Source organism: Pseudomonas cavernae (assembly GCF_003595175.1).
Lineage (GTDB): Bacteria > Pseudomonadota > Gammaproteobacteria > Pseudomonadales > Pseudomonadaceae > Aquipseudomonas > Aquipseudomonas cavernae.
This window is the reverse complement of sequence record NZ_CP032419.1, coordinates 3,274,765-3,300,935: the sequence shown is the minus strand read 5'-3', so window position 1 is coordinate 3,300,935 and position 26,171 is coordinate 3,274,765. Positions and strand designations below refer to the sequence as shown.

The window sequence follows — 26,171 nt, the reverse complement described above, 5'->3', positions numbered from 1 at the left end:
TGCACGCCCGCCTGCTCTATGTGATGGACCCGATGTGTTCCTGGTGCTGGGGTTTCGCCCCGGTGGTCGAAGCCCTCGCCGAGCAGGCGCAGACGGCCGGCGTGCCGCTGCATCTGGTGGCCGGAGGGCTGCGCACCGGCGGCGGAGCGGCGCTCGACCCGACCACCCGCAACTACATCCTCGAGCACTGGCATGAGGTGCTGCGCACCAGCGGCCAGCCGTTCCGTTTCGACGGCGCCTTGCCCGAGGGTTTCGTCTACGACACCGAGCCGGCCTGTCGTGCCCTGGTTACCGCCCGCAGCCTCGATCCGGCCAGTGCCTGGCCGCTGGTCAAGCGCATCCAGCGGGCGTTCTACGTCGAGGGGCGCGATGTCACCCAGACCGCGGTGCTGGTCGAGTTGGCCGAGGCGGTCGGCTTGCCGCGGATCGTGTTCGTCGATGCCTTCGAACGCTCCGAGCAACGGGCGGCCACCGCCGCCGATTTCTCCTGGGCGCAGGATCTCGGCATCGCCGGTTTTCCCACCCTGCTGGCCGAGCGCAACGGCCAGCTGGCCCTGCTGACCAACGGCTACCAGCCGCTCGACGAACTGGCACCGCTGTTGGCGCGCTGGCTGGAGCGCGGCGCCCATGCGTGATCGCCTGAGCTGGGCGGAAATCCGTCGCCTGGCCCTGCGCCACAAGAAAGCCCTGCTGCTGGCCAACGCCGTTGCCGTTCTGGCGACCCTGTGCAGCGTGCCGATTCCCCTGCTGCTGCCGCTGCTGGTCGACGAAGTGCTGCTCAAGCAGGGCGATGCGGCGCTCAAGGTCATGGACCATTTCCTCCCCGCCAGCTGGCAGAGCGCAGTCGGCTATATCGGCCTGATGGTGGCGCTGACCCTATTGCTGCGCGGCAGCGCCCTGGTCTTCAACGTGCTGCAGGCGCGCCTGTTCGCGCGCTTGTCGAAGGACATCGTCTACCGCATCCGCATCCGCCTGATCGAGCGCCTCAAGCGCATCTCCCTCGGCGAGTACGAGAGCCTCGGCAGCGGCACCGTGACCACCCACCTGGTCACCGATCTCGACACCCTCGACAAGTTCGTCGGCGAAACCCTCAGCCGCTTCCTCGTCGCCGTGCTGACTCTGACCGGCACCGCCGCCATCCTGCTGTGGATGCACTGGCAACTGGCGCTGCTGATCCTGCTGTTCAATCCGCTGGTGATCTACGCCACGGTGCAACTGGGCAAGCGGGTCAAACACCTGAAGAAGCTGGAGAACGACAGCACCGCGCGCTTCACCCAGGCACTGACGGAAACCCTCGAGGCCATCCAGGAAGTGCGTGCCGGCAACCGCCAGGGTTTCTTCCTCGGCCGCCTCGGTCTGCGCGCCCAGGAAGTGCGCGACTATGCCGTGGCTTCGATGTGGAAAAGCGATGCGGCGGCGCGCGCCAGTGGCCTGCTGTTCCAGTTCGGCATCGACGTGTTTCGCGCCGCGGCGATGCTCACCGTGTTGTTCTCCGACCTGTCCATCGGCCAGATGCTCGCGGTGTTCAGCTACCTGTGGTTCATGATCGGCCCGGTCGAGCAGCTGCTCAGCCTGCAATACGCCTTCTACGCCGCCGGTGGTGCGCTCGCGCGCATCAACGAGCTGCTGGCGCGTGCCGACGAGCCGCAGCATGCCGGCACAGTCGACCCGTTCAAGGGCCGCGAAACCGTGGGTATCGAGGTGCGTGGGCTGACGTTCGCCTATCGCGACGAGCCGGTGCTGGAGGACCTCGGTCTGGCCATCGCGCCGGGCGAGAAGGTCGCCATAGTCGGCGCCAGCGGCGGCGGCAAGAGCACCCTGGTGCAACTGCTGCTGGGGCTCTACAGCGCGCAGGTCGGCACCATCCGTTTCGGCGGCAGCAGCCTCGAGGAGATCGGCCTGGAGCGGGTGCGCGACAACGTCGCGGTGGTGCTGCAACATCCGGCCCTGTTCAACGACAGCGTGCGCGCCAACCTGACCCTGGGCCGCTCACGCAGTGACGAGGCCTGCTGGCGCGCGCTGGAAATCGCCCAGCTGGCGGACACCATCCATGCCTTGCCGCAGGGCCTGGACAGCGTGGTCGGGCGTTCCGGCGTGCGCCTCTCCGGCGGCCAGCGCCAGCGCCTGGCGATTGCCCGCATGGTGCTGGCCGAACCCAAGGTGGTGATCCTCGACGAGGCCACCTCGGCCCTCGATGCCGCCACCGAATACGCGTTGCACCAGGCCCTCGGCCGCTTCCTCAACGGCCGCACCACGCTGATCATCGCCCACCGCCTGTCGGCGGTGAAACAGGCGGATCGGGTGCTGGTGTTCGATGGCGGGCATATCGCCGAGGATGGCGATCACCAGCAGCTGATCGCCGAAGGCGGGCTCTATGCCAGACTGTACGGCCATCTGCAGCACTGAGCCGCTGGGGTTTCCGGGCCGGCTACAGACGGATAGACAAGATTGGGTTGGGGGCCATAGCGCTGTTGGTCGCTTGCTGGGCGAATGGAAAGTTCAATTTCGCCTGGCCGTTCGCTGGCTTAGCCGGCAATCCGTGGGGCCTGTTCAGAGAATGATCTTGTCGCGCAGCTTGTCGGCGGCCTGGTTGAGCGCCTGGATCACCTTCTCCTTGTCGTAGTTCTGGATGCCGTTGGTGTCCAGGTACATGGAGAAGCCCGGCAGTTCGTGCTCGAGGTAGCTGGAGGTGGCGCCGAGGTCGCGGCGGAAGTCGACCACCTGGTAGATCTGCACCGGACGGGTGAAGCCCTTGACCGTGATCTGGCCCTTGTCGCGGCACATGATCACGTCCTTGACCAGCGAGTAGGCCTCGTGGGAGATCAGGATCTCGCCGGCTTCCGCCGCGCTTTCCAGGCGGCTGGCGAGGTTCACCTCGCGGCCGATGATGGTGTAGTCCATGCGCGTATCGGCGCCGAAGTTGCCCACCGTGCAGTAGCCGGTGTTGAGGCCCATGCGGATCTCCAGCGGCTTGGTGATGCCCTGGGCGCGCCATTGCTGGCGCAGCACCTTCATGTGCTTGCGCATGACGATGGCCATCGACACCGCGTTTACCGCGTCCTTCTTAGCGCCCTGGCTGCTGGGGTCGCCGAAGAACACCATGACGCTGTCGCCGACGAACTTGTCGATGGTGCCGCCATGCTTGAGGGCGATCTTCGACATCTCGTTGAGGTAGTTGTTGAGTAGGTCGGTCAGCGCCTCGGCTTCCAGCTCCTCGGACAGCTCGGTGAAGCCCTTGATGTCGGAGAAGAACACCGTGAGCTTCTTGCGCTGGGTTTCCAGGCGCACGCTCTTCTTGCCGCTGAAGATCGATTCCCAGACCTGCGGCGACAGGTATTTGGCCAGGTTGCGCGCCAGGCGCGCGGCCTTTTCCTGCTCGCGCTTGATCTCGCTGCGCGCTTGGGCCAGACGCAGGCCCTGCTGGTGCATGAAATAGGCGGTGATGGCGATGAACAGGGTGCTGAACAGGATGCTCACCAGCGCTACCAGCGCCGGCGTGCCGTTCTTCAGCTCCGGTTGCAGGGTGACGCCGACGAGCAGCGTGCCGCTGAGGGCGAGCAGCAACGACAGCCCGAAGTAGCGCAGGCCGCCGATCAACAGCGAGCTGAAACTGAGGATCAGCAGGCTCATCAGACAGGGCACCACCGAGAAGCCCAGCAGTGCGGCACCGACCCCGGCATGCAGGGCATCGACGGACAGCAGGCCGAGGGTGGTCTGCTGCGGATAGTCCCGCCTGAAACGTAGGCTCAGCTGGTGCGCCAGATGCGGGTAGAGCAGGGTGTAAGGCACCAGCCAGAGGATCTCGTAGCCGAAGTACTGGGCATAGGTGCCGGCTGCGACGGTCGCCGCGGTGCTGATGTAGGCCAGCACGCGCGAGTAGTACTCGCGCAGCGACGGGGTGGGAAGGCCGCTGGAGGCGATGGCGCTGGCTGACTTCATGGGGCTGAGACGATCCCTGCTGATTTTCTGACGCTTCTGCCGAGCGCCTGGCTGCCCCGAAAGGGACAATATTTTGACTGTCTGGGGATCATAACCAGCATCCGTGTGGCAGCCAAGTAGGCTGCCGCACGGAGGGAGTGCAGCGCCTGCGTCAGCTGTGGTTCTGCTCCATGGCCGCCTTGTAAATCGATTGCTTGGGCTGGGCGAATACCCGGCGCAGCATCGGTTCGAAGAACTCCAGCGGCAGGGTCTCGGCTTGCGGGTCGAAGGCGGCGGCGTCGTAGCGGGCGCAGAACTCGATGGTCGCCTGGTACTGCGGGTGGTCCTTGAATTGCTCGCGCAGGTGTCGGTCCATGCCCAGATGGTGGAAGAAGTAGTAGCCCTGGAAAATGCCGTGCTTCTCCACCATCCAGTGGTTCTCCGCGCTGACGAAGGGCTTGAGCATGGCCGCAGCGATGTCCGGGTGGTTGTACGAGCCGAGGGTGTCGCCGATGTCGTGAAGCAGGGCGCAGACCACATATTCCTCGTCCTTGCCGTCGCGGTAGGCGCGGGTGGCGGTCTGCAGCGAGTGGGTCAGGCGGTCCACCGGGAAGCCACCGAAGTCACCGTCCAACAGCTTGAGGTGGGTGAGGATGCGGTCGGGCAATTGCGCGGCGTACTGGCTGAAGTCCTGGGCAATGATGCGCCAGTCTTCGGCCGTGCCGTCTTCCATATGGGTGAATTGGGCGTGGGCGTTCATCAGGGCGTCCTTTTGTGAGGGTTGTGGGACCTCTCCAGTCTAGGCCCTGGCCGACTTCCGTCAGTGACCGAACGGGACAGCCTTCTGGCCTTGGGTGCCGCGCCGGAACAAAAAGGCCGGCAATGCCGGCCCGAGTCATCGCGCTGGCGCAGCCTAGAACCTGATGCGCCCGGTAAAGGCATCCTTGAGCATCACCCAGTCGCCGAGGAAGGAGTACAGCGGGTATTTGAAGGTGGCCGGGCGGTTCTTCTCGAAGAAGAAGTGGCCGACCCAGGCGAAGCCGTAGCCGGCGAACGGCACGGCCAGCAGCCACAACCATTGCTGGGTGAACAGGGCGTAGGCGAGGATGCTCAGGACCAACAGGCTGCCGACGTAGTGCAGGCGGCGGCACACGTCGTTGCTGTGCTCCTGCAGGTAGTAGGGGTAGAACTCGGCGAAGCTGTGGAAACGCTCGGCGGCTTGCGTGCTCATCACACACCTCTTGTCGTTATGGTTCTGGCAGTCTAGGGCGAGTGTCCCGCCCAGCCAGTGACATTAAGTGCCAGTTTAGTATCCTTGCGCCGCCAGGTTGGCGCCGCTGGGGCCGTTGATCCGCCGAACATAAGAAGACGCCATGAGCGAACGTACCACCTCCTCTAGTTGGGCCTTGGGCATAGTGCAGGCCCTGGAAATGGGCGGCGTGGACTGCCGGCTGCTGTTCACCGAACTGGGCCTGGATTACGCCGCGCTGAGTGACCCGGATGCGCGCTTCCCCCAGGATGGCATGACCCGCCTGTGGGAGCGCGCCGTACAGCTGTCCGGTAATCCGGCGATCGGCCTGAACATGGCGAGCGTGGTACGTCCGGCGTCCTTCCATGTGGTGGGGTATGCGGCGATGTCCAGCCGCAACCTGAAGGAGGCTTTCGCCCGTCTGGTGCGCTACCAGCGGATCATCGCCGAAGGCGCCGACCTGAGCTTTCGGCCGCTGGGGGACAGCTATGCGCTGATCCTGGCGATCCACGGCGATCGTCTGGCGCCAGCCAGACAGAGTGCCGAGGCCTCGCTGGCCTACACCCTGGCCTTCTGCCGCTGGATGACCAGCACGCCGCTGCGGCCGCGCCAGGTGCTCTTCCAGGGCGATCCGCCCGCCGATCTGGCGCCCTATCAGCAAGTGTTCCAGGCGCCGCTGAAGTTCAACGCCGAGCATTACGCGCTGATTTTCGAGCGCGCCGACCTGGAGACGCCGCTACCCAGTGCCAACGAAGCGCTGGCGCAACTGCACGACCGCTTCGCCGGCGACTACTTGGCGCGCTTCTCCGGCAGTCGGGTCACCCATCAGGCCCGGCAGGTGCTGTGCCGCCTGCTGCCGCAGGGCGAACCCAAGCGTGATGCGGTCGCCATGGCCCTGCACCTGTCGCAGCGCACCTTGCAGCGACGCCTGCAGGAGGAGGGCACCAGCTTCCAGCAGCTGCTCGACGACACCCGCCGCGAACTGGCTGTGCAGTACCTGGCGCAGGCGAACCTGACGCTGCTGGAAATCTCCTACCTGCTCGGCTTCGCCGACCCGAGCAACTTCTTCCGTGCCTTCCGCCGCTGGTTCGACGAGACCCCGGGCGAGTACCGCGCGCGCCTGTGACTGCATATGACAGGCCGCTGAAAAACGTAGCGAGCGAAGGCTAGGCAAGACGAAATCAGCCGAAGAAGCGCAGTTTACGAATTGTAAATGAGCATGACTCGTTGCACTCGCCCTTCGGGTCGCGCTAAAGCGCGTTAGCGGCAAGCCGCTTTCTGAGGCTGATTGACTCGCTTCGCTCGCCCTGTGGGCCAGCCTTCGGCTGTTACTCCGCTTCGCTGCGTTGCAACGCTGCATAGCCGAGTGCAGTAGTTTTTCAGCGGCCTGGTCAGTGCCGCCAGAACGTCGGCATAAACAGCACCAGCACGGTGACGATCTCCAGCCGGCCGAGCAGCATGCCCAGGGTCAACAGCCACTTGGCGCCGTCCGGCAGGGTGGCGAAGTTGCCGGCCGGACCGATGATCTCGCCGAGGCCGGGGCCGACCCCGCAGACCGAGCTGGCCGCACCGGTCAGCGCGGTCATCCAGTCGAGGCCGAGCAGGGCCAGGCCGAGGGCGATGGCGGCGATGGTGATGGTGAAGAAGAACGAGAAGGCCAGGATCGAACGGACGATATCCTCGTCCAGGCGATGGCCGTTGTACTGCTGCTTGATCACCGCGCGCGGGTGGATCAACTGGTACAGGTTGGCCTTGAGCAGGATGTAGGCGACCTGGAAGCGGAAGATCTTGATGCCGCCGGCGGTGGAGCCGGAGCAGCCGCCGATGAAGCCCAGGTAGAAGAAGATCATCAGCGAGAAATTGCCCCACAGGCTGTAGTCACCGAGCGCGAAGCCGGTGGTGGTGACCACCGAGGTGACGTTGAACGCCACGTGGCGTACGGCCTCCAGCCAGTGCAGCTGAGTCGTCAGCCAGTACCAGGTGCCCATCACCAGCCAGGTGAACAACAGCAGACCGAGCAGGCCGCGGACCTGCTGGTCCCTGAGCAGCGCCCAGCGATTGCCGCGCAGGGTCGCGACGTAGAGGGCGAACGGTAGGCTGCCGAGGATCATCAGCAGGATCGCCACCCAGTGCACGGCCGGCTGCTGCCATTTGGCCAGGGACTGGTCGGAGGTGGAGAAGCCGCCGGTGGAGATCGCCGACATGGCGTGATTGATGGCGTCGAACAGGTTCATGCCGGCGGCCCAGAACGCCCAGGTGCCGAATAGCGAGATGCCGACGTAGCTGAGCACTATGTACTTGGCGACCATGTGCGAGCGTGGCATGACCTTGTCACCGGTGCGATCCGATGACTCGGTCTGGAACAGGCGCATGCCGCCGATGCGCAACATCGGCAGGATCGCCACCGCCATGCCGATGAAGCCGATGCCGCCGAGCCAGTGCAGCAGCGAGCGCCAGATGAGGATGCCCGGCGACATGTTGTCCAGCCCCGACAGCACGGTGGCGCCGGTGGCGGTGATGCCGGACATGCTCTCGAAGTAGGCGTCGGTGTAGCTGAGGCGATGGGCGAACAGGAACGGCAGGGCGGCGAAGAGGCCCACCGTCACCCAACTGCTGACCGTCAGCATGTACATGTCGCGCGGGCGCAGGTGAATCTTCTCCGGGCGGCCGGAGATTACCAGGGCAAGGCCGGCGACGAAGGTGATCAGGCTCGACCAGAGGAAGGCGTTGAGGTCGCCGGTGCGCTCGTAGATCAGCAGGGTGAGCATCGGCACGACCATGCTGATGGCCAGGGTGATCAGGAAGATACCGATGATGAAGCCGATGGTGCGCAGGGTCGGCAGGGCCATGAAGTCGGGCTCTAAGGGGCGATGGACGGCATTCTAGTGGAGGCGGCTGGCGGTCACCAAAGGCGCCGCCTCAATGCCGCCAGAACGGACGGGTGAACAGCACCAGCACGGTGAGGATCTCCAGGCGGCCGAGCAGCATGCCGATGGTCAGCAGCCACTTGGCCGCATCCGGCAGGCTGGCGAAGTTGCCGACCGGGCCGATGATCGGGCCGAGGCCGGGGCCGACGTTGCACACCGCGGTGGCCGCGCCGGTCAGCGCGGTGGTCCAGTCCAGGCCGAGCAGGGCCAGGCCGAGGGCGATCACGCCGATGGTGATGGTGAAGAAGAAGGTGAAGGTGATCAGCGAGCGGACGATCTCGTCGTCGAGGGTGTGGCCGTTGTACTGCTGTTTGAGCACCGCGCGCGGGTGGATCAGCTGCTGCAGGCTGGCCTTGAGCAGGATGAAGGCGACCTGGAAGCGGAAGATCTTCAGGCCGCCAGCGGTGGAGCCCGAACAGCCGCCGACGAAGGTCAGGTAGAAGAACAGCAGCATGGAAAAGCTGCCCCACAGGGTGTAATCGCCCAGGGCCAGACCGGTGGTGGTGACCACCGACGTGACGTTGACCGCCACGATGCGCACCGCGTCCAGCCAGGCGTGCTCGGAGTTTTGCCACAACCAGGTGCCGAACAGCAGCCAGGTCAGCAGCAGGAAGCCGACGAAACCGCGGACTTGGTGATCCCTGAGCAACGCCTGGCGGTTGCCGCGCACGGTGGCGACGAACAGGGTGAAGGGCAGGCTACCGAGCATCATGATCACCACCGCGACCCAGTGCACCGCCGGCTGCGGCCAGTGCGCCAGGGAGGCGTCTGAGGTGGAGAAGCCACCGGTGGAAATCAGCGACATCGAATGGTTGAACGCCTCGAACGGGGTCATGCCGGCCAGCCAGAAGGCCAGGCAGCCGAACAGGGTCAGGCCGAGGTAAGTCCACAGGATGTACTTGGCGACCATGTGCGAGCGCGGCATGACCTTCTCGCCCCAGTCCGAGGACTCGGTTTGGAACAGGCGCATGCCACCGACCCGCAGCAGCGGCAGGATCGCCACCGCCATGCCGATGAAGCCGATGCCGCCCAGCCAGTGCAGCATCGAGCGCCAGATCAGCAGGCCCGGTGAGGCGCTATCCAGACCGGTAAGCACGGTGGAACCGGTGGTGGTAATACCCGACATGGTCTCGAAGAAGGCGTCGGTGTAGCTGATGCGCTGGATGATCACCATCGGCAGGGCGGCGAAGCAGCACACCACGACCCAGCTGGCGGTGGTCAGCAGGTACATGTCGCGTGGACGCAAGTGCAGGTGTTGCGGGCGGCCGGGAAGCAGCAGGGCGAGGCCGGCGATGCAGGTGATCAGGCTCGACCAAAGGAACGCATTGAGGTCATCGGTGCGCTCGAACACCAGCAGGGTCAGCATCGGCACGACCATGCTGACGGCCAGGGTGATGAGAAAGATCCCGAGGATGAAGCCGATGATGCGTAGGGTTGCCAGAGGCATGGACGGGGCTCGATCGTGCGGGCGAAAAGGGTGCCATTCTACTCGTGGCAGTTCGCCTGTAAATCACAGTGAGTGGGGCTTAACGGGTGGGTCGCGCTAAATAGAATAGTCGCCTGAAGTGTTCATCTCGGCGTTACTTCAGGCCGCGTTCGCTCAGCTCCAGCGCAGCCCGCCGTAACAAGCGCATTTGCGCCCGGATCGACTGGCCTGATCGGCTATCATGGCCGCCTCGTCAGTTTCAGGAGGTGGCCGATGGAGGCTCTCGACGCTCTGCTCAACCGTGTATCTCTGGCCCGATTGCGGGAGCCGGCGCCCACTGCCGCGCAGCGTGAGCTGTTGTTCCGTGCCGCCTTGCGCGCGCCGGATCACGGCTATCTGCGGCCGTGGCGCTTTCTCAGCATCGAGGGCGCGGCGCGGGACAAGCTCGGCGAGCTGTTCGCCTCGGCGCTGCTGCAGAAGAATCCGGCGGCCACTCCGGAGGCTCTGGCCAAGGCCCGCGCCATGCCGCTGCGGGCGCCGCTGATGGTGGTGGTGGTCGCCACCCTGCAGGCCCATCCCAAGGTGCCGGAAGGCGAGCAGCTGCTCTCCGCCGGTTGCTCCGCCCATGGCATCCTGCTGGCCGCCCATGCCCAGGGATTAGGGGCGATGTGGCGCACCGGCGAGATGGCCTATGACCGCCATGTCGCCGCGGGCCTGGGGCTGGACGCGCACGAGCAGGTGGTGGGCTTCATCTACCTCGGCAATGTGGAGGGTGAACGGCGCAGCCCGCCGGCGCTGGAGCCGGCGGATTTTGTCCAGGTCTGGAGCTAAGAGCCTGTTCACGAGCTTTTGAGCCATATCCAGAGTGGAGTTATAGGGCGCGTAGAAGCCGCTTTTGCCCCCTCTCCCGTTTACGGGAGAGGGCTGGGGAGAGGGAGAGGTGAGTTACCGAGCGTGCGAACAGGTTCTAAGCCGGTGCGCTGGCATAGCCGGCGGGGAGCCGCGGCAATTCCAGGCGGGCGATAAAGCCGCCGTTCGGGTGATTGGCCAGCTCCAACCGCCCGCCGTGCCGTTCGATGGCGCGGCGGGTGATGGCCAGGCCGAGGCCATGTCCGGGCGCCGCCTGCTGCGGGGCGCGGAAGAACGGTTCGCCAAGCTGCGGCAGATGCTCCGGTGCCACCCCCGGGCCGTGGTCGCGGACCTGGATGCAGATCCGCCCGTTGTCGGCCTGGGCGCTGACGTCCACGGCCTGGCCCGGCGGATTGAAGCGCAGGGCATTGCGCAGCAGATTGTCCAGCGCCCGGCCCAGCATGTCCGGCCAGCCCTGCAGCTGCAGGTCGGCGGGGCAGTCGATGCGAATCTCCTGTTGCGGGGCGATCAGCAGCGCATCCTCGCGCAGGTCTCGCAGCAGCTCCTGCAGGTCGATCGGCTGCGCGGCGCCGGGCTCGGCGTCGAGGCGGGCGAGGGCGAGAATTTCGGCGATCAGCGCCTCCAGCCGGTCGCACTCCTGGCTCAGGCGCGGCCACAGCGCCTCGCGTTGCTCGGGGTCGGCGCGCTCGGCCAGGGCCAGGGCGATGCGCAGGCGCGCCAAGGGCGAGCGCAGCTCGTGGGAGACATCGCGCAGCAGCTGGCGCTGGCTGCCGATTAGGCCTTGCAGGCGCTGACCCATGCGGTTGAAGTCGCCGGCCAGCACGCCCAGCTCGTCGCGGCGCTTGGCCAGGCGCTCCAGGCTGTTCTGTTGATAGGCGGTGCGCCCGAGCGCATGCACGGCGCGGCGCAGGCGATCCAGCGGGCGGGTGATGGAGAGGGTCAGCAACAGGCTGAAGGCAGTCAGCACCACCAGGGCGATGGCCAAGGCGCTGAGCGGCCAGAGCAGGCTGCTGCGGTGCCAGGCGTCCAGCTCCGGGTAGGGAATGCGGTAGATGAACAGGTAGGACTCGCCGCTCGGGCTCTGGTATTCCTCGGTCAGCCGCCGCCACGGCAGGCGCCGCTCACCATGGCGCGCCTCGTAGGCCGCCGCGCGTGGGGGGAAAGTGCCCTGCACCAGCGCCTCGCCGTTGTCGTCGAGCACCTGGATATTGATGCGAAAGTGGTGCTTGCGCTGCTCCAGCAGTCGTTGCGCCTGCGCTGCGCCGCGTTGTTCGTAGACGGCGGCCCAGTCGCTGGCCAGGTCCTTGAGCGCGGGGTGGCGGGCGACGATCCAGGCGTCTTGATTGACCGCGCGGCCGAACAGCAGCGACAGCCCGGCGACCAGGGCGATGGCCAGCCAGAAGCTGGCGAAGATGCGCCAGAACAGTGAACGCACAAGCTCTCCTTAACGGCAAAAAGCCCATCGGTCCGGGGACCGATGGGCGGGTGGTTGGCGCGGCGCTTACTGGGCTTTCTGCGCCTTCTCGGCTTTCCAGGCTTCGAACTCGGCGCGTTCGGCGCGGCGTTCGGCCATTTTCTTCTGCAATTCGTCGAATTGCTTCTGCTGCTCCGGGGTCAGCTTGGCGCGGATGGCGCTCTGGGTCTTGTCCTGCTGGGCCTTGAGCTCGTCCTGCATGGCCTTTTGCTCGGCGGCCGGCAGTTTTTCCAGGTAGCGCTCGGTGATGGCGTGGCGGCCTTTCATCTGCTCGCGCATCAGTTGGCCAATCTGCTGGCGCTGCTCCTGGTTCAGGTTCAGCTCTTTGAAGAATCGCGGGCCGTGCTGGCCACCGTGGTGCGGGCCGGCGTCGGGCATGGCCAGGGCAATGGTCGGCAGGGCGGCCGCGAACAGTGCGGCGATCAGGGTCTTGCGCATGGTCTATCTCCTTGTCTCGATTCCGGCCAGGCGCCGGATGAGCCCAGTGTAGGGATGCCAAGGTCAAGGGCAGTCAGGCCAGGGTAAAGCTTGGGTAAAGGGCTGTTGGGCCGGTGTCAGCCGCGCTTTAGGCTCTGTACGAAAAGTGCCTGCGCTCAGTGATGCTGCGTTAAAAAGTGGTTCGGAATGCTCATTTACAGCTCGTAAACTCCGCTTCCTCACCATTTGACTCGCTGCGCTCGCCCTGCGGGCCAGCCTTCGGCTGTTATTCCGCTTCGCTGCATTGCGCCTTGCCTGACCTTCGCTCGGCTGACTTTTCATACAGGCCCTAGGGGTTGTAGTAGTAGCCGCGGCTGCGCAGCGCCAGGATGCGCGGACGGCCATCGGGGTGCGGGCCGATCTTCTTGCGCAGATTGCTGACGTGCATGTCCAGGCTGCGGTCGTAGAGGGTCAGCTTGCGGCCCAGCGCCAGTTGCGCCAGTTCCTGTTTGTCCAGCGGCTCGCCGGGCTGGCGCAGCAGGGTTTCCAGCAGACGCCCCTCGGAGACGGTCAGCAGCACCTCATGCTCGCCGATAGTCGCCACGCCGCGGGCCGGGCTGAAGCACAGGTCGCCCAGCTCCAGCTGGCCGGAGCTCGCCGGCGGTTGACTGCGGCGCAGCACGGCGCGCAGGCGGGCGGTCAGCTCGCGGGGATCGCAGGGCTTGGCCAAGTAGTCGTCGGCGCCCAGCTCCAGGCCGATGATGCGATCCAGCGGTTCGCCGCGGGCCGACAACATCAGCACCGGCAGTTCCGGGTGATCGCTGCGCAGCTGCTTGAGCAGTTCCAGGCCGCTGCCGTCGGGCAGCATGACGTCCAGCACCACGGCATCCGGGGACTGGGCGGCGAGGGCGGCTCGGGCGCTGCCGCCATCATGGCAGGCGCTGACCCGGAAGCCTTCCTGGGTCAGCCAACTGACCAGCAGTTCGCACAGCTCGCGGTCGTCGTCGATCAGCAGTAAATCGCTCATGCGCGCTTCAGTTCAGCCATTCGCGGCGGGCTTTGCGCCGGCCGCGCAGCAGAACGCCGAGCAGCACACCGAGCAGACCGACGCCGCCGCCGGCGGCAAACCATTGTTGCTGTTCACCGAGCAGCTGCGGCGGTTGTTCGGCCAGGGCCTGGTTGAGCTGCAGCTTGAGACGCTGGTTTTCCTGGCGCAGGCGGCTCAGTTGGGCGCTTTCGCGTTCGCCGGCATTGTTTTGCAGCTGGCTGGCCAGCTCGGCGCGCTGCTGCTCGCTTTCCGCCAAACGCTGCTCCAGCGCGGCAAGCGCAGTGGCATCGGGAGAGGCAATGGCAGGCACGGTATTTTCAGGGCTGATCGGTGCGGCCTCTTCGGCTTGCAGCGGCTGGCTCAGCAGCAGAGCAGCGAACAACAGGGACAGCGGACCTTGACGCATCGGAACTCCTATTTCCAGCAGGTTGTCATCGGCGTGTTGCGCACTGCAGTTGGCTGTTACGGAAGCACCAGCTTGAACGGCTTGACCACCACCGCGCCATACACGCCAGCGGCGCGATAAGGGTCGGCCTCGGCCCAGCTCTGGGCGGCGGCCAGCGAGTCGAACTCGGCTACCACCAGGCTGCCGGTGAAGCCGGCGGCGCCCGGGTCGTTGCTGTCTATTGCCGGATGCGGGCCGGCCAGCACCAGACGGCCTTCGGTTTTCAACTGTTCCAGCCGGGCCAGGTGCGCGGGGCGGGCGGCCAGGCGGTTTTCCAGGGAATTGGCTACATCGGTGGCAATGATCGCGTAGAGCATGTCAGTCCTTGGGTCTGGTCACGGAGGGAGTGGTTTGGCCGTCGCCATCGTGCATGTGGCGGGCGAGGAAGATGCCCTGGCCAAGCAGGAACAGCAGGGTCATGCCCAGGCTGCCGAACACCTTGAAGTCGACCCAGATGCTCTGGAAGGTGAAGGCGACGAACAGGTTGGCGGCGCCGCTGATAAGGAAGAACAGGATCCAGGCGATGTTCAGGCGCGTCCAGATTGCCTGCGGCAGCTGGATCGCATGGCCCATGAGGCGCTGGATCAGCGGCTGTTCGCCGATGAAATGGCTGGCGGCGAAGCCGATGGCGAACAGCCAGCTGACCACCGGGGCCTTCCACTTGAGGAAAGTTTCGTTGTGAAACACCAGGGTCAGGGTGCCGAATGCCAGGCAGGCGACCAGGGTCAGCCACTGGCCCTTCTCCAGCTTGCGCTGCAACAGGAAGAGGGTGCCGTAGACCACCACCGAACTGGCGATCAGCATCGCAGTGGCGCTGAAAATGCCGCCGAGCATGTAGCTGTGGCCAGCCAGTTCGACGGTGCGGGGATCGAGCTTGAAAACGATGAAGAACAGGATGAGCGGGATGAAGTCGATGAATTGTTTCACAGTGGCAGCCAGGAGCGGGATGTGCCGGCATAATAACAAACAACCCCGACGGCGAAAGCCGTAAACCAGAAGCGAAGGCGGCCCCCCATGGATGTCGATCTGCACTGCCACAGCACTGCTTCGGATGGCGCCCTGGCCCCTGCCGAGGTGGTGGCGCGTGCGCATGCCCGCGGTGTACGTGTGCTGGCACTGACCGATCACGACACCCTCGAAGGTCTGGATGAGGCCCAGGCCGCGGCGCAAGCACTGGATATGCGCCTGATCAACGGTATCGAGCTGTCCTGTACCTGGGGCGGGGCGACCATCCATGTGCTCGGCTACGCCTTCGCCGCCGATGCCCCGGCCTTGCTCAAGGCCACCGCCGAGTTGCACGACAGCCGCTGGCTACGGGCCGAGGAAATCGGCGCGCGCCTGGCGGCCAAAGGCATGCCCGGGGCTTTCGACGGTGCGCGGGCGGTGCAGCAGGAGTTGGGTGACAGCGGCAATGCGCCGGCGCGGCCACATTTCGCCGAATTCCTGGTGCGCGCCGGGCATGTGCGCGACCGCGCCGAGGCCTTTCGCAAGTGGCTGGGCGCCGGCAAGCTCGGCGACGTCAAACAACATTGGCCGACATTGGCCGAGGCGGTTGCTACGCTGAGAGAGGCGGGCGCCTGGATCAGCCTGGCGCACGCTTGGCACTACGACTTCACCCGCAGCAAGAGACGCAAGCTGATTGCGGACTTCGTCGCGGCGGGCGGTCAGGCGCTGGAAGTGGTCAATGGCATGCAGCCGGCCGAGCAGGTCGGCAGCCTGGCCATCCTGGCGCGGGAGTTCGGCCTGCTGGTGACTGCCGGCAGTGACTTTCATGCGCCGGGAGACTGGTCTGAGTTGGGCATGTATCGGCCCTTGCCAGATGATCTGCTGCCGCTCTGGACGCGTTTTGATCATGGCCACAGCCGCCTTGCTGCCTGCTGAACAGGGAGTCACCGTGAGTCAATTCTTCCAGGTTCATCCGGAAAATCCCCAGGCGCGCCTGATCAAACAGGCCGTGGACATCATCAAGTCCGGTGGGGTGATCGTTTATCCGACCGACTCGTCCTACGCGGTGGGTTGCCGGATCGGCGAGAAGACCGCGGTAGAGCGCATTCGCCGCCTGCGCCGCTTGGACGACAAGCACAATTTCACTCTGGTCTGCAGTGATCTGTCGCAGCTGGGCTTGTTCGCCAAGGTGGATACCGTGGCTTTCCGCCTGCTCAAGACCTATACCCCGGGGCCCTACACCTTCATTCTCAATGCCACCCGCGAAGTGCCGCGCATGCTCCTGCATCCCAAGCGCCGCACCATCGGCCTGCGCGTGCCGGCCCACCCGATCGCCCAGGCTTTGTTGACCGAACTCGGCGAACCGCTGATCAGCAGCAGCCTGATTCTCCCCGGCGAAAGCCTGCCGATGAGTGCCCCCCACCACATGCGCCAGGTGCTGGAACACCACGTCGATCTCATCATCGATGGCGGTTTCGGCGGTCTGGAAGCCTCCACCGTGATCGGTCTGGTGAATGACGAGGTAGAGGTGATCCGCGTCGGCTGCGGTGATCCGGCGCCCTTCGCCGAGCTGGTGTAGAGCACGATCAGGCTCCAGGCGCAGCAACACCGCGCCTGGAGTCGCCTGACTGATAAGGCCGGGCTAGACCGCTATCGCAATCAGGATGGCGATCAGCAGGATGATGACGATATCCATCGTGCTGAGCGCGCCGCCTGCCGGCAGCGTATCGATGCGCTGCGCCAGGCTCGCCAGTTCCTGTGCCGTTAAAGCGTCGACCCGACTCTTGGCCAGGGTCGCATCGATACCCATGACTTTCATTTTTTCCTGCACGGTCGCCCGGTCGAGGAAGTCACGGACTTTATCGCGGTCTTCCTGCAGCATCTGGGCGGCCACGGCCTCCTGCGTGGAAACCATCGCCGCCTCTGCCGGCAGCGGCAGGGAGGCGGTCAAACAAGTCAACAGCAGTAAAGCGACGAACGTCATAGCTAAGGTTTTCATCATGATCACCCTCAGTTGCGATCAGGACTCTTACGACTTATTACGACATATGTAGTTTGGCACCGAGTGCGGCGACAGCAATTCTTTTAAGTCGATAGAATGTTGCAGCGACGCTCTTACGGTTGACCCCGACACCGCTCAGGCGGTTCCTCCATGAGTAGTGCCGCTTGCCGGCCACCCTGAGCACGAGAACGCCATGCAGGACATTTCGCCCGACGACCCTTCCGCGAGCCAGGCCGGCGCCCAGCAGGAGCTGCCGTTCGCCCTGGTCTATGGCCAGGCGGTCACCGAGCTGCCGCAGGATCTGTATATCCCGCCGGACGCCCTGGAGGTCTTTCTCGAAGCCTTCGAAGGGCCACTCGACCTGCTGCTGTACCTGATCCGCAAGCAGAACATCGATATCCTCGACATTCCGGTGGCGGACATCACCCACCAATACATGGGCTATGTCGAGCTGATGAAGTCGGTGCGCCTGGAGCTGGCCGCCGAGTATCTGGTGATGGCCGCCATGCTCGCCGAGATCAAGTCGCGCATGCTGCTGCCGCGCTCCGCCGAGGTGGAGGCGGAAGAGGATGACCCGCGCGCCGAGCTGATTCGCCGTCTGCAGGAATACGAACGCTACAAGGTGGCGGCCGAGGGCCTCGACCTGCTGCCGCGGGTCGGCCGCGACCTCAATGTGCCGCGCCTGGACGCCCCGGAGGCGCGGGCGCGCAAGCTGCTGCCGGAAATCAGCCTGGAGGAGCTATTGGTGTCGATGGCCGAAGTGCTGCGCCGCGCCGACATGTTCGAGAGCCACCAGGTTACCCGCGAGGCGCTGTCCACCCGCGAGCGCATGAGCGAAGTGCTCGAACGCCTGAAGGGCGGCGGTTTCGTGCCTTTCGTCGAGCTGTTCCTGGCCGAGGAAGGGCGTCTCGGCGTGGTGGTGACCTTTATGGCGGTGCTCGAGCTGATCAAGGAATCGCTGGTCGAGCTGGTGCAGAATGAGCCCTTTGCAGCCATCCACGTGCGGGCACGAGTGGAATGATGAACCTTTCAGATCCCAAGCAACTGGCCTCGCTGCTGGAAGCCATTCTCCTCGCCGCCGGCAAACCGCAATCGCTGGAGCGTCTCCAAGAGCTGTTCGAAGAAGGCGAGCGGCCGGAGCCGGCGCTGTTCAAGGAGGCCCTGGCGATTCTCGGCCGCTCCTGCAAAGGGCGGGCATTCGAGTTGAAGGAGGTCGCCTCCGGCTACCGTCTGCAGGTGCGCGAGAGCTTCGCGCCCTGGGTCGGGCGGCTGTGGGAGGAGCGCCCGCAGCGCTATTCCCGCGCCCTGCTGGAAACTTTGGCGCTGATCGCCTATCGCCAGCCGATCACCCGCGGGGAGATCGAGGATATCCGTGGCGTCGCAGTCAACAGCCATATCGTCAAAACCTTGATCGAGCGCGAGTGGATCCGCGTGGTCGGCTATCGCGATGTGCCCGGCAAGCCGGCGATGTTCGCCACCACCAAGGTGTTTCTCGACCATTTCAACCTGAAGAATCTCGACGAACTGCCGCCGCTGGCCGTTCTGCGTGAGCTGGAGCCCGAGCCGGTGCTGGGCTTCGATGAGGATCTGCCGGTGCCGGAGGCGCTGCAGGCGCGGGCCGACCTCAGCGCGCCGGAGGCCGACGTGCTACCGCGCGATGAGCTCAGCTTCAGCAGTCTGCTGGCCGAACTGGATGCCATGGAGCAGGACCTGAGGACCGACTTCGACGACCTGGCCGAGCCCGCCGAGCCGTTGGCGCCGGACGAGGACGAGACGCCGGCAACGCAGCATTGAGGAACTGGCCACCAGCGGCCGGCGCCAGGGCTGACAGGCCGCAGGCGCTCGACTAGCCTCACCCCATGTCCGTTGTCGCGTGCGCCGTGACAGTGATCCGCGTATGATGCGCGCCCTTTCACCGATTGACACACCGGGAGGTGCCTAGCATGAGTGAGTCCGAATACAGCCCCAGCGGGGAAAAACTGCAGAAAGTCCTGGCCCGCATCGGCCTCGCCTCGCGTCGCGACGCCGAAGCCTGGATCAGCGAAGGCCGGGTCAAGGTCAACGGCGTGGTCGCCGGCCTGGGCCAGCGCGTCGATCTGCATGACGCCATCACCGTCGATGGCCGCCTGCTCAAGCGCGAGGAGCAGCGCGAGACCGTGCGCCGCGTGCTGATCTACAACAAGCCCGATGGCGAGATCTGCACCCGCGACGACCCGGAAGGTCGGCCGACCGTGTTCGATCGCCTGCCGAAGCCGAAGGAAGGGCGCTGGATCAACATCGGCCGTCTCGACATCAATACCACCGGTCTGCTGCTGTTCACCACCGACGGCGAACTGGCCAACCGGCTGATGCACCCGTCCTACCAGATGGACCGCGAGTACGCCGTGCGCGTGCGCGGCGAGGTCGACGACGAGATGATCGAGCGCCTGAAGACCGGCGTGATGCTCGAAGACGGTCCGGCGAAATTCACTGATATCCAGCAAGCACCCGGCGGCGAAGGCTTCAACCACTGGTATCACTGCGTGGTGATGGAAGGCCGCAACCGCGAAGTGCGCCGCCTATGGGAGTCCCAGGGTCTGGTGGTGAGCCGCCTGAAGCGCGTGCGCTTCGGTCCGGTGTTCCTCACCTCCGACCTGAGCATGGGCCGCTGGCGCGAGATGGGGCAGCGTGAAATCGACATCCTCAGCGCCGAAGTCGGCCTGGAGGCGGTAGAGCTGCCGGCGATGAAGGAAAAGGCCCGCGACAAGCTCGATCGTCTACAGCGCAAATCGGCCAAGCCGGTCGGTCGTGCCGCGCGTCCGGAGCGCACCTTGCGCCCTGGTGCCGGCCCGCGTGCCGAAGGCGGGCGTCCGGCGCGTCCGCAGCGTGATGGCGCCGAGCGTCCGGCGCGCGCACCGCGCGACGGTGCCGAACGTCCGGTTCGTGCGCCACGTGATGGCGCTGAGCGTCCGGTTCGCGCACCACGTGACGGCGCCGAGCAGCGTCCGTCACGTAATCCAAAGCGCGGCGAGTCGGCCGAGCGCGCCCCACGACCGGCCGGCAAGCGTGGCACGCCGGTGGCTGAGCGGCCTGCTGACGTGAACAAGAAACGTTCGGGCGGCGGCAAGGCCGGGCGTCCGGCGGTGGAGCTGGCCGATCGTCCGGCACGCAAGCCAGCACCGGCCAAGCGCCGGCCGCCGGCGGCTGAAGGGCAGCGGCCGGGCTTTGGCCGTGGGCGCAAGCCGGAATAAACCGGCAATGAATAAAAAAGGGACTCGTCGAGTCCCTTTTTTATTGGCTTCGGCTTTGGCTGAACTCAGCCCGCCATGGTCAGGCGGTTGCGGCCGTCACGCTTGGCGACGTACAGCGCATTGTCGGCGCGGCGCAGCAGGCTGTCGGTTGACTCGCCGGGCAGCAGGGTAGCGCAGCCGAGGCTGACGGACAGTTCGAGCACCTGTTCCTGTACCGCGCATTGCAGCTTCAACACCCCATGGCGCAGGCGCTCACCGACCAGGGCGGCGGCTTCACGGTTGGTATTGGAGAGGAGGATAAGGAACTCTTCGCCGCCGAAGCGGAACACCATGTCGATATTGCGCAGCTGGCCCTTGAGGGTCGCAGCCACGGCCTTGAGCACCTCGTCACCGATACTGTGGCCGTAGCTGTCGTTGATTCGCTTGAAGTGGTCGATGTCGATCATCAGCAAGGACAGTGGCTGCAGGTTGCGCCGCGCCAGGTCGACCTCGCGCTGCAGGGCCTGGTCCATGGCGATGCGGTTGCCGGTGCCGGTCAGCGGGTCGCGCAGGGCGCTCTGCAGGGCGGTGCGGTAGAGCAGGGCGTTGCGCAGCGGGAACAGCAGGCTGGCGAGCAGGGACTCGAGCTGGCCCAGTTCGTCGTCGCTGAAGCGCAGGTTACGGCGGAAAATCAGTTCGCCAAGGTATTCGCCCTCATGGCTCAGGTGGTAGCCGGCCGAGTGGGTGGCGCGCTCGCCGAGTTCCAGGCGCAGGTTGCTGGCCGGCTGTTGGTAGGCCAGGGCCGCCAGGGGGATCAGGCGCTGCACTTCGCGGAAGAGCACTGCGAGGATCTTTTCGATTTCCAGGCTGGTCTGCAATTGCAGGTTCAGTTGCTGGCGCAGTTGGCCCAGGCTGATCGGTCGCAGCGAAGGCGTGCGTGTGCCGGCAAAGCCCAGGCGCTGCAGCTTGGCGGCATCGAAATCGATGGTGTTGGTTTTGCTCGGGGGAACCATGAATGTAGAACCTCTGGCGCATCGCGCGACGACAACGGGGTTAGAGCGAATTCCGTGCCAGTCGGTTCAATTTTATTAAAATTCATGAATTTCAATGACTTGCTGCTAATGCAGGGTGGCTGGCGGCTATCTTTTGCCGGTTGTTTGGCGAAATGCTGGCAATGTGATGCCGGTCACATAAGTGAGTTGCCGGTTTTCCGGCGTTGGCCGGGCTGCTCGTGGGCCGGTGCAGTGTGCGTCGGAGGAAGAGGCGCTGACAGGCTAAGCCCAGGGTGGTGGTGGGCTTAGCGCTGCCGAAGGTTTTGGCGCGAGAGGTTGTGCAGTGCCGGGTTATTGCGCGTCGAAGGCCTGGCCGTTGACGCCCTGGCTGTCGGGGCCCATGAGGTAGAGGTAGACCGGCATGATGGTCTCGGGCAGTGGATTGTTCGCCGGGTTCTCCCCGGGATAGGCCAGGGCACGCATGCTGGTGCGGGTGGCGCCGGGGTTGATGCTATTGGCGCGCACGGCGCTGGTGCCGTCCAGTTCGTCGGCGAGGGTCTGCATCAGGCCCTCGGTGGCGAACTTGGACACGCCATAAGCGCCCCAGTAAGCCTTGCCCTTGCGACCAACACTGCTGGAGGTGAACACTACGGAGGCATCCTTGGACAGTTTGAGCAGCGGCAATAGGGTGCTGGTCAGCATGAACATGGCGTTGACGTTGATGTGCATGACGCGCATGAAGTTTTCACCGGAGAGCTGTTCGATGGGCGTGCGCGGACCGACGATGGAGGCGTTGTGCAGCAGGCCGTCGAGATGACCGAACTCCGTTTCGATCATTGCCGCCAGCTCGTCGTACTGGTGCGGCAGCGCGGTTTCCAGGTTGAAGGGAATGACCACCGGCTGCGGATGGCCGGCCGCCTCGATCTCGTCGTAGACCTGGTTGAGGTTTTCTTCGGTCTTGCCCACTAGCAGGACGGTAGCGCCATGGGTGGCGAAGGTTTTGGCCGCCGCCGCGCCAATGCCGCGGCCGGCGCCGGTGACTAGGATCACTCGATCTTGCAGGAGGTCGGGGCGGGCGGAATAGTCGAACATCACAAAATCTCTCTCATGGGTAGGGTGGATGCCGCTCTTGCATCCACCGGCACTTGGTGGAAAACGCTTTGCGGTTTTCCACCCTACGCTTGGGCACTCAGCAGCTGCACAGCGCCTGATCGAGCACCGTGCGCAGCTCCAACGGATGGTCGACGACGACGTCGGCGCCCCAGTGACGGACATTGTCGTCCGGGTGGATGTAGCCGTAGGTGACCGCCGCGGTCTTGGTGCCGGCGGCGCGGCCGGCCTCGATGTCGCGCAGGTCGTCGCCGATGAACAGCACGCTGGCCGGGTCCAGGTCCAGCTGCTGGCAGGCCAGTAGCAGCATTTCCGGATCGGGTTTGCTGTTGGTCACATGGTCCGGGCAGATCAGCACCGCCGAGCGCTGCGCCAGGCCCAGTTGCTGCATGATCGGCTCGGCGTAACGCACCGGCTTGTTGGTCACCACGCCCCAGATCAGCTTGGCCTGTTCGATGTCGGCGAGCAGCTCGGGAATGCCGTCGAACGGCCGGGTCAGCACCGCGCAATGGTCTTGATAGCGTTCCAGGAACTCCAGGCGCAGGGCCTCGAAGGCCGGATCTTGCGGGTCGATGGCGAAGCCGGTGGCGACCATGGCGCGGGCGCCGCCCGACACCTGATCGCGGATCACCTTGTCAGCCAGCGGCGGCAGATCGCGAGCCGCGCGCATGGCCTGGGTCACGGCGATGAAGTCCGGCGCGCTGTCGAGCAGGGTGCCATCCATGTCGAAAAGTACTGCTTGTAGACGCATCACTCCTCCTTGAGCGTATGGATCATGTAGTTGACGTCGACATCCGCGGCCAGCTTGTAGTGCTTGGTCAGCGGGTTGTAGGTCAGGCCGATGATGTCCTTGACTTGCAGGCCGGCGGCGCGGCTCCAGGCCCCTAGTTCGGAGGGGCGGATGAACTTCTTGAAGTCGTGAGTACCGCGTGGCAGCAGGCGCATCAGGTATTCCGCGCCGACGATGGCGAACAGGTAGGCCTTGGGGTTGCGGTTGATGGTGGAGAAGAACACCTGGCCGCCGGGCTTGACCAGGCGCTGGCAGGCGCTGATCACCGAAGCCGGGTCGGGCACGTGCTCGAGCATTTCCAGGCAGGTGACCACGTCGAACTGCGCGGGCATTTCCTCGGCCAGGTCCTCGGCGGTGATCTGCCGGTACTCGACCTCGACGCCGGATTCCAGCTGATGCAACTGGGCCACGGCCAGCGGCGCTTCACCCATGTCGATGCCCATGACGGTGGCGCCGCGCTGGGCCATGGCCTCGCTGAGGATGCCGCCGCCGCAGCCGATGTCCAGCACTTTCTTGCCGGCCAGCTTGGCACGCTCGTCGATCCAGTTGACGCGCAACGGGTTGATGTCGTGCAGCGGCTTGAATTCGCTCTCGCGGTCCCACCAGCGGTGGGCCAGGGCCTCGAATTTGGCGATTTCAGCGTGATCGACGTTGCTCATAAAGGCTCCTATGAAACGAAATTCAGTGGCCGGCGCCGCGCTGCCCGGCGATGCGCTCGCCCCAGCTGCGGGCAGTGGCGGTAATGCGCTGCTCGTCCAGGCGGGTCAGCTGGCCGGCATCCAGCAGCTGCTTGCCGCCGACCCAGAGGTGCTGCACGCAGTCGCGGCCGCTGGCATAAATCAGCTGCGACACCGGGTCGTAGACCGGTTGCTGGGCCAGGCGCGAGAGGTCGAAGGCGACCAGGTCGGCGCTCTTGCCGACTTCCAGCGAGCCGGTTTCTTCATCCAGGCCGAGGGCGCGGGCGCCGTTGAGGGTGGCCATGCGCAGGGCGCGATGGGCATCCAGGGCGGTCGCCGAGCCGGCCACGGCCTTGGCCAGCAGGGCCGCGGTGCGGGTTTCGCCAAGCAGGTCGAGGTCGTTGTTGCTGGCTGCACCGTCGGTGCCGACCGCCACATTGACGCCGGCCTGCCATAGACGCTCCACCGGGCAGAAGCCGCTGGCCAGCTTGAGATTGGATTCCGGGCAGTGGATCACGCTGCTGTTGCTTGCCACCAGCAGGGCCAGGTCGTCGTCGTCGACCTGAGTCAGGTGCACGGCCTGGAAGCGCGGGCCGAGCAGGCCGAGCCGAGCGAGGCGCGCCAGCGGCCGTTCACCGTGCAGTTCCAGGCTCTGCTGCACCTCGAAGGCGGTTTCCTGCACGTGCATATGGATGCCGGCGTCCAGTTCCTCGGCCAGCACGCGGATGTTTTCCAGCTTGTCGTTGCTCACCGAATAAGGGGCGTGGGGGCCGAACGCCACCTTGATCCGCGGATGCAGGCGCAGGTCGTCGAACAGCGCCAGGCCCTTGCGCAGCGCCTCGTCGGCATCGCGCGCGCCGGGGGTGGGGAAGTCCAGCACCGGGATGCTGATCTGCGCGCGAATGCCGCTCTTGTGCACCAGTTCGCTGGCGATTTCCGGGAAGAAGTACATGTCGGCGAAGCAGGTGATGCCGCCTTTCAGCTGTTCGGCGATGGCCAGTTCAGTGCCGTCGCGGACGAAGTTCTCATCCACCCACTTGGCCTCCGCCGGCCAGATGTGCTCCTGCAGCCAGGTCATCAGTTGCAGGTCGTCGGCCAGGCCGCGGAACAGGCTCATCGCCGCATGGCCGTGGGCGTTGATCAGGCCGGGGGTGAGCAGGCTGCCTGGCAGTTCGCGGATGGCCTTGGCCGGCTGGCGCAACGCCTCGGCGCGCGGGGCGATCAGGGCGATGCGCCCGTCGCGGATGCCCAGGCCGTGATCCTGCAAGACCACGCCCGCCGGTTCGACCGGTACCAGCCAGGTTGGCAGCAGCAGCAGGTCGAGTGGGGCAGACGGGTCAGGCATGATGGGTTTCCAGCGGGGTATTCTGCGGAGGTCGCAGTATACCCGAGCGCCTCGCAGGGCGGCTCGCTATAATCCGCGGCTTTTGTTTCTGAGGGGGGTAGGCCATGCGCGAGCAATTGTTGGCGGCGGAGAAGGTGAAGGCCATCGATTGGCGGGGTGGCGTACTGTATCTGCTCGATCAGCGCCTGCTGCCGCTCGAAGAGCGCTGGCTGGCCTACGAGTCCGCAGAGGCGGTAGCTGAGGCGATCCGGAGCATGGTGGTGCGCGGTGCGCCGGCTATTGGCATCAGTGCTGCTTACGGGGTGGCGTTGGGTGTGCGTGCGCGGCTGGCTGCTGGCGGTGACTGGCAGGCGGCGCTGGAGGAGGACTTTCAGCGGCTGGCCGAGTCGCGGCCGACTGCGGTCAACCTGTTCTGGGCGCTCAATTGCATGCGCGAGCGCCTGGGGCGCCTGAAGCCGGGCGAGGATCCGTTGCTGGCGCTGGAGGCGGAGGCCGTGGCCATCCATCTCAGCGACCGCGAGGCCAATCTGACCATGGCCCAACTCGGTGTCGACCTGATTCGCAAGCATCAGGGTAATCCCCAGGCCCTGCTGACCCACTGCAACACCGGCGCCCTGGCCACCGGCGGCTTCGGCACGGCGCTGGGGGTGATCCGTGCGGCCTATCTGGATGGACTGGTCGAGCGCGTCTATGCCGACGAAACCCGGCCCTGGCTGCAAGGGTCGCGGCTGACTGCCTGGGAGCTGATCAACGAAGGCATTCCTGTCAGCCTGAATGCCGATTCGGCGGCGGCTCACCTGATGAAGACCAAGGGTATTACCTGGGTCATAGTCGGCGCCGATCGCATCACCGCCAATGGCGACGTGGCCAACAAGATCGGCACCTATCAGCTGGCGGTCAACGCCATGCACCACGGCGTGCGCTTCATGGTGGTGGCGCCCAGTTCGACCATCGACATGAATCTGGAAAGTGGCGATGACATCCCCATCGAGGAACGTGCCGGCAGCGAGTTGCTTGAGCTCGGCGGGCAGCGGGTGGCGGCCGAGGTGGAGGCGGTCAATCCGGTGTTCGATGTCACTCCGGCCGATCTGATCGACTACATCGTCACCGAGAAGGGCGTGGTCGAGCGTCCCGATGCGGCGAAAATGGCGCAATTGATGTGTCGTAAACGCCTGCACTGAGGCGATCTGCAGCCGCTCTTGCCGGTGTCGGCCGGGCTAGGTGCGGGGGCGGCGTTTATGGTAATCTCCGGCAGTTCTCAAGGGGGCCGACTTTGGTCTTCCCAACTGCGCAGATCCATGGCTTAACTCGTTGATTTGTCGTGAGT

General features: G+C 65.3%; 26 protein-coding genes and 1 pseudogene. 10 read left to right on the top strand and 17 right to left on the bottom strand.

The window, feature by feature from the left end; genetic code table 11:
* The first annotated feature begins 32 nt into the window (after nucleotides 1-32).
* Both D3880_RS15010 and D3880_RS15005 read left to right on the top strand, forming a co-directional pair.
* Entirely contained in the window at nucleotides 33-635 is a 603-nt protein-coding gene (locus D3880_RS15010; RefSeq protein WP_162935054.1) for a DsbA family protein, read from the top strand.
* Complete coding sequence (locus D3880_RS15005) at nucleotides 628-2,406, top strand: ABC transporter ATP-binding protein (RefSeq protein ID WP_119894240.1); 1,779 nt, start codon at nucleotides 628-630, stop codon at nucleotides 2,404-2,406. Before D3880_RS15010 ends, D3880_RS15005 begins: the two co-directional genes overlap by 8 nt.
* A 144-nt stretch (nucleotides 2,407-2,550) precedes the next feature.
* Here the strand turns inward: D3880_RS15005 and D3880_RS15000 are convergent, their stop codons facing one another.
* The 3 genes from D3880_RS15000 to D3880_RS14990 all read right to left on the bottom strand — a co-directional run bounded on the left by D3880_RS15000 (nucleotide 2,551) and on the right by D3880_RS14990 (nucleotide 5,149).
* On the bottom strand, nucleotides 2,551-3,939 hold the full coding sequence (locus D3880_RS15000; protein WP_119894239.1) for an adenylate/guanylate cyclase domain-containing protein: 1,389 nt from the start codon (nucleotides 3,937-3,939) through the stop codon (nucleotides 2,551-2,553).
* Nucleotides 3,940-4,090: 151 nt separating this feature from the next.
* Entirely contained in the window at nucleotides 4,091-4,678 is a 588-nt protein-coding gene (locus tag D3880_RS14995) for an HD domain-containing protein (RefSeq protein WP_119894238.1), read from the bottom strand.
* Between the two features lie 153 nt (nucleotides 4,679-4,831).
* A complete protein-coding gene (locus tag D3880_RS14990; RefSeq protein ID WP_119894237.1) occupies nucleotides 4,832-5,149 on the bottom strand; it encodes an Mpo1-like protein in 318 nt (105 codons plus the stop codon).
* Nucleotides 5,150-5,291: 142 nt separating this feature from the next.
* Between D3880_RS14990 and D3880_RS14985 the strand changes: the two genes are divergently transcribed.
* Entirely contained in the window at nucleotides 5,292-6,293 is a 1,002-nt protein-coding gene (locus D3880_RS14985) for an AraC family transcriptional regulator (RefSeq protein ID WP_119894236.1), read from the top strand.
* A gap of 265 nt (nucleotides 6,294-6,558) precedes the next feature.
* Here D3880_RS14985 and D3880_RS14980 read toward each other — a convergent pair whose 3' ends face one another.
* Nucleotides 6,559-8,016, bottom strand: a complete 1,458-nt coding sequence (locus D3880_RS14980; protein WP_119894235.1) for a TrkH family potassium uptake protein — start codon at nucleotides 8,014-8,016, stop codon at nucleotides 6,559-6,561.
* Between the two features lie 70 nt (nucleotides 8,017-8,086).
* Nucleotides 8,087-9,541, bottom strand: a complete 1,455-nt coding sequence (locus D3880_RS14975; RefSeq protein WP_119894234.1) for a TrkH family potassium uptake protein — start codon at nucleotides 9,539-9,541, stop codon at nucleotides 8,087-8,089.
* Between the two features lie 252 nt (nucleotides 9,542-9,793).
* On the opposite strand from D3880_RS14975, the gene D3880_RS14970 reads away from it, so the two are divergent.
* The gene (locus D3880_RS14970) at nucleotides 9,794-10,351 is read left to right on the top strand and encodes a nitroreductase family protein (protein ID WP_119894233.1); all 558 of its coding nucleotides are present in this window, start codon (nucleotides 9,794-9,796) and stop codon (nucleotides 10,349-10,351) included.
* Nucleotides 10,352-10,487: 136 nt separating this feature from the next.
* On the opposite strand, the gene D3880_RS14965 is transcribed toward D3880_RS14970, so the two are convergent.
* The 6 genes from D3880_RS14965 to D3880_RS14940 all read right to left on the bottom strand — a co-directional run bounded on the left by D3880_RS14965 (nucleotide 10,488) and on the right by D3880_RS14940 (nucleotide 14,701).
* A complete protein-coding gene (locus D3880_RS14965; protein ID WP_119894232.1) occupies nucleotides 10,488-11,825 on the bottom strand; it encodes a sensor histidine kinase in 1,338 nt (445 codons plus the stop codon).
* 66 nt (nucleotides 11,826-11,891) lie between these two features.
* On the bottom strand, nucleotides 11,892-12,302 hold the full coding sequence (locus D3880_RS14960) for a Spy/CpxP family protein refolding chaperone (protein ID WP_119894231.1): 411 nt from the start codon (nucleotides 12,300-12,302) through the stop codon (nucleotides 11,892-11,894).
* 328 nt (nucleotides 12,303-12,630) lie between these two features.
* Nucleotides 12,631-13,308: a response regulator transcription factor gene (locus tag D3880_RS14955; protein ID WP_119894230.1), complete on the bottom strand. Its 678-nt coding sequence runs from the start codon at nucleotides 13,306-13,308 to the stop codon at nucleotides 12,631-12,633.
* Between the two features lie 7 nt (nucleotides 13,309-13,315).
* On the bottom strand, nucleotides 13,316-13,735 hold the full coding sequence (locus tag D3880_RS14950; protein WP_119894229.1) for a hypothetical protein: 420 nt from the start codon (nucleotides 13,733-13,735) through the stop codon (nucleotides 13,316-13,318).
* Between the two features lie 56 nt (nucleotides 13,736-13,791).
* Nucleotides 13,792-14,091, bottom strand: coding sequence for a YciI family protein (locus tag D3880_RS14945; RefSeq protein WP_119894228.1), 300 nt, complete (start codon nucleotides 14,089-14,091; stop codon nucleotides 13,792-13,794).
* A 1-nt stretch (nucleotide 14,092) separates the two neighbouring features.
* Nucleotides 14,093-14,701, bottom strand: a complete 609-nt coding sequence (locus tag D3880_RS14940) for a septation protein A (protein WP_218567577.1) — start codon at nucleotides 14,699-14,701, stop codon at nucleotides 14,093-14,095.
* Nucleotides 14,702-14,788: 87 nt separating this feature from the next.
* Here D3880_RS14940 and D3880_RS14935 point away from each other — a divergent pair, with 87 nt between their 5' ends.
* Nucleotides 14,789-15,655 (top strand): PHP domain-containing protein, encoded by an 867-nt coding sequence (locus D3880_RS14935; RefSeq protein WP_119894226.1) that lies wholly within the window; start codon nucleotides 14,789-14,791, stop codon nucleotides 15,653-15,655.
* A 13-nt stretch (nucleotides 15,656-15,668) separates the two neighbouring features.
* Nucleotides 15,669-16,298, top strand: a complete 630-nt coding sequence (locus D3880_RS14930) for an L-threonylcarbamoyladenylate synthase (protein WP_119894225.1) — start codon at nucleotides 15,669-15,671, stop codon at nucleotides 16,296-16,298.
* Between the two features lie 63 nt (nucleotides 16,299-16,361).
* Here the strand turns inward: D3880_RS14930 and D3880_RS14925 are convergent, their stop codons facing one another.
* Nucleotides 16,362-16,721 (bottom strand): PA2779 family protein, encoded by a 360-nt coding sequence (locus tag D3880_RS14925; protein WP_177412176.1) that lies wholly within the window; start codon nucleotides 16,719-16,721, stop codon nucleotides 16,362-16,364.
* A 322-nt stretch (nucleotides 16,722-17,043) separates the two neighbouring features.
* On the opposite strand from D3880_RS14925, the gene D3880_RS14920 reads away from it, so the two are divergent.
* The 3 genes and pseudogenes from D3880_RS14920 to rluB all read left to right on the top strand — a co-directional run bounded on the left by D3880_RS14920 (nucleotide 17,044) and on the right by rluB (nucleotide 19,951).
* Nucleotides 17,044-17,742, top strand: a complete 699-nt coding sequence (locus tag D3880_RS14920) for a segregation and condensation protein A (protein ID WP_162935053.1) — start codon at nucleotides 17,044-17,046, stop codon at nucleotides 17,740-17,742.
* Nucleotides 17,742-18,491: pseudogene (gene scpB, locus D3880_RS14915) on the top strand (SMC-Scp complex subunit ScpB); the annotation flags it as partial. The gene D3880_RS14920 and the pseudogene scpB, both read left to right, overlap by 1 nt.
* A 173-nt stretch (nucleotides 18,492-18,664) precedes the next feature.
* Nucleotides 18,665-19,951 carry a 23S rRNA pseudouridine(2605) synthase RluB gene (rluB, locus tag D3880_RS14910; RefSeq protein WP_119894222.1) on the top strand — a complete coding sequence of 429 codons (1,287 nt, stop codon included), beginning with the start codon at nucleotides 18,665-18,667 and terminating at the stop codon, nucleotides 19,949-19,951.
* 65 nt (nucleotides 19,952-20,016) lie between these two features.
* Here the strand turns inward: rluB and D3880_RS14905 are convergent, their stop codons facing one another.
* From D3880_RS14905 to D3880_RS14885, 5 genes are all read right to left on the bottom strand, one after another.
* The gene (locus D3880_RS14905) at nucleotides 20,017-20,943 is read right to left on the bottom strand and encodes a GGDEF domain-containing protein (protein WP_119894221.1); all 927 of its coding nucleotides are present in this window, start codon (nucleotides 20,941-20,943) and stop codon (nucleotides 20,017-20,019) included.
* Nucleotides 20,944-21,273: 330 nt separating this feature from the next.
* Nucleotides 21,274-22,014 carry a YciK family oxidoreductase gene (locus tag D3880_RS14900; RefSeq protein ID WP_119894220.1) on the bottom strand — a complete coding sequence of 247 codons (741 nt, stop codon included), beginning with the start codon at nucleotides 22,012-22,014 and terminating at the stop codon, nucleotides 21,274-21,276.
* 97 nt (nucleotides 22,015-22,111) lie between these two features.
* Nucleotides 22,112-22,783 carry an N-acetylmuramic acid 6-phosphate phosphatase MupP gene (gene mupP / locus D3880_RS14895; RefSeq protein WP_119894219.1) on the bottom strand — a complete coding sequence of 224 codons (672 nt, stop codon included), beginning with the start codon at nucleotides 22,781-22,783 and terminating at the stop codon, nucleotides 22,112-22,114.
* Entirely contained in the window at nucleotides 22,783-23,481 is a 699-nt protein-coding gene (ubiG, locus tag D3880_RS14890; protein WP_119894218.1) for a bifunctional 2-polyprenyl-6-hydroxyphenol methylase/3-demethylubiquinol 3-O-methyltransferase UbiG, read from the bottom strand. Before ubiG ends, mupP begins: the two co-directional genes overlap by 1 nt.
* A 22-nt stretch (nucleotides 23,482-23,503) precedes the next feature.
* On the bottom strand, nucleotides 23,504-24,844 hold the full coding sequence (locus tag D3880_RS14885; RefSeq protein ID WP_119894217.1) for a TRZ/ATZ family hydrolase: 1,341 nt from the start codon (nucleotides 24,842-24,844) through the stop codon (nucleotides 23,504-23,506).
* A gap of 104 nt (nucleotides 24,845-24,948) precedes the next feature.
* On the opposite strand from D3880_RS14885, the gene mtnA reads away from it, so the two are divergent.
* Entirely contained in the window at nucleotides 24,949-26,025 is a 1,077-nt protein-coding gene (gene mtnA / locus D3880_RS14880) for an S-methyl-5-thioribose-1-phosphate isomerase (protein WP_119894216.1), read from the top strand.
* Nucleotides 26,026-26,171: the final 146 nt, after the last annotated feature.

Excerpts from the sequence above, each read along its gene's own strand:
- D3880_RS15000 (WP_119894239.1), bottom strand. The coding sequence starts at position 3,939 with ATGAAGTCAGCCAGCGCCATCGCCTCCAGCGGCCTTCCCACCCCGTCG.
- D3880_RS14995 (WP_119894238.1), bottom strand. The coding sequence starts at position 4,678 with ATGAACGCCCACGCCCAATTCACCCATATGGAAGACGGCACGGCCGAA.
- D3880_RS14900 (WP_119894220.1), bottom strand. The coding sequence starts at position 22,014 with ATGTTCGACTATTCCGCCCGCCCCGACCTCCTGCAAGATCGAGTGATC.
- ubiG (WP_119894218.1), bottom strand. The coding sequence starts at position 23,481 with ATGAGCAACGTCGATCACGCTGAAATCGCCAAATTCGAGGCCCTGGCC.
- D3880_RS15005 (WP_119894240.1), top strand. The coding sequence starts at position 628 with ATGCGTGATCGCCTGAGCTGGGCGGAAATCCGTCGCCTGGCCCTGCGC.
- mupP (WP_119894219.1), bottom strand. The coding sequence starts at position 22,783 with ATGCGTCTACAAGCAGTACTTTTCGACATGGATGGCACCCTGCTCGAC.
- D3880_RS14905 (WP_119894221.1), bottom strand. The coding sequence starts at position 20,943 with ATGGTTCCCCCGAGCAAAACCAACACCATCGATTTCGATGCCGCCAAG.
- D3880_RS14960 (WP_119894231.1), bottom strand. The coding sequence starts at position 12,302 with ATGCGCAAGACCCTGATCGCCGCACTGTTCGCGGCCGCCCTGCCGACC.
- D3880_RS14975 (WP_119894234.1), bottom strand. The coding sequence starts at position 9,541 with ATGCCTCTGGCAACCCTACGCATCATCGGCTTCATCCTCGGGATCTTT.
- D3880_RS14945 (WP_119894228.1), bottom strand. The coding sequence starts at position 14,091 with ATGCTCTACGCGATCATTGCCACCGATGTAGCCAATTCCCTGGAAAAC.
- rluB (WP_119894222.1), top strand. The coding sequence starts at position 18,665 with ATGAGTGAGTCCGAATACAGCCCCAGCGGGGAAAAACTGCAGAAAGTC.
- D3880_RS14970 (WP_119894233.1), top strand. The coding sequence starts at position 9,794 with ATGGAGGCTCTCGACGCTCTGCTCAACCGTGTATCTCTGGCCCGATTG.
- D3880_RS14980 (WP_119894235.1), bottom strand. The coding sequence starts at position 8,016 with ATGGCCCTGCCGACCCTGCGCACCATCGGCTTCATCATCGGTATCTTC.
- D3880_RS15010 (WP_162935054.1), top strand. The coding sequence starts at position 33 with ATGTGTTCCTGGTGCTGGGGTTTCGCCCCGGTGGTCGAAGCCCTCGCC.
- D3880_RS14955 (WP_119894230.1), bottom strand. The coding sequence starts at position 13,308 with ATGAGCGATTTACTGCTGATCGACGACGACCGCGAGCTGTGCGAACTG.
- D3880_RS14925 (WP_177412176.1), bottom strand. The coding sequence starts at position 16,721 with ATGATGAAAACCTTAGCTATGACGTTCGTCGCTTTACTGCTGTTGACT.
- D3880_RS14885 (WP_119894217.1), bottom strand. The coding sequence starts at position 24,844 with ATGCCTGACCCGTCTGCCCCACTCGACCTGCTGCTGCTGCCAACCTGG.
- D3880_RS14935 (WP_119894226.1), top strand. The coding sequence starts at position 14,789 with ATGGATGTCGATCTGCACTGCCACAGCACTGCTTCGGATGGCGCCCTG.
- D3880_RS14990 (WP_119894237.1), bottom strand. The coding sequence starts at position 5,149 with ATGAGCACGCAAGCCGCCGAGCGTTTCCACAGCTTCGCCGAGTTCTAC.
- D3880_RS14985 (WP_119894236.1), top strand. The coding sequence starts at position 5,292 with ATGAGCGAACGTACCACCTCCTCTAGTTGGGCCTTGGGCATAGTGCAG.
- mtnA (WP_119894216.1), top strand. The coding sequence starts at position 24,949 with ATGCGCGAGCAATTGTTGGCGGCGGAGAAGGTGAAGGCCATCGATTGG.
- D3880_RS14950 (WP_119894229.1), bottom strand. The coding sequence starts at position 13,735 with ATGCGTCAAGGTCCGCTGTCCCTGTTGTTCGCTGCTCTGCTGCTGAGC.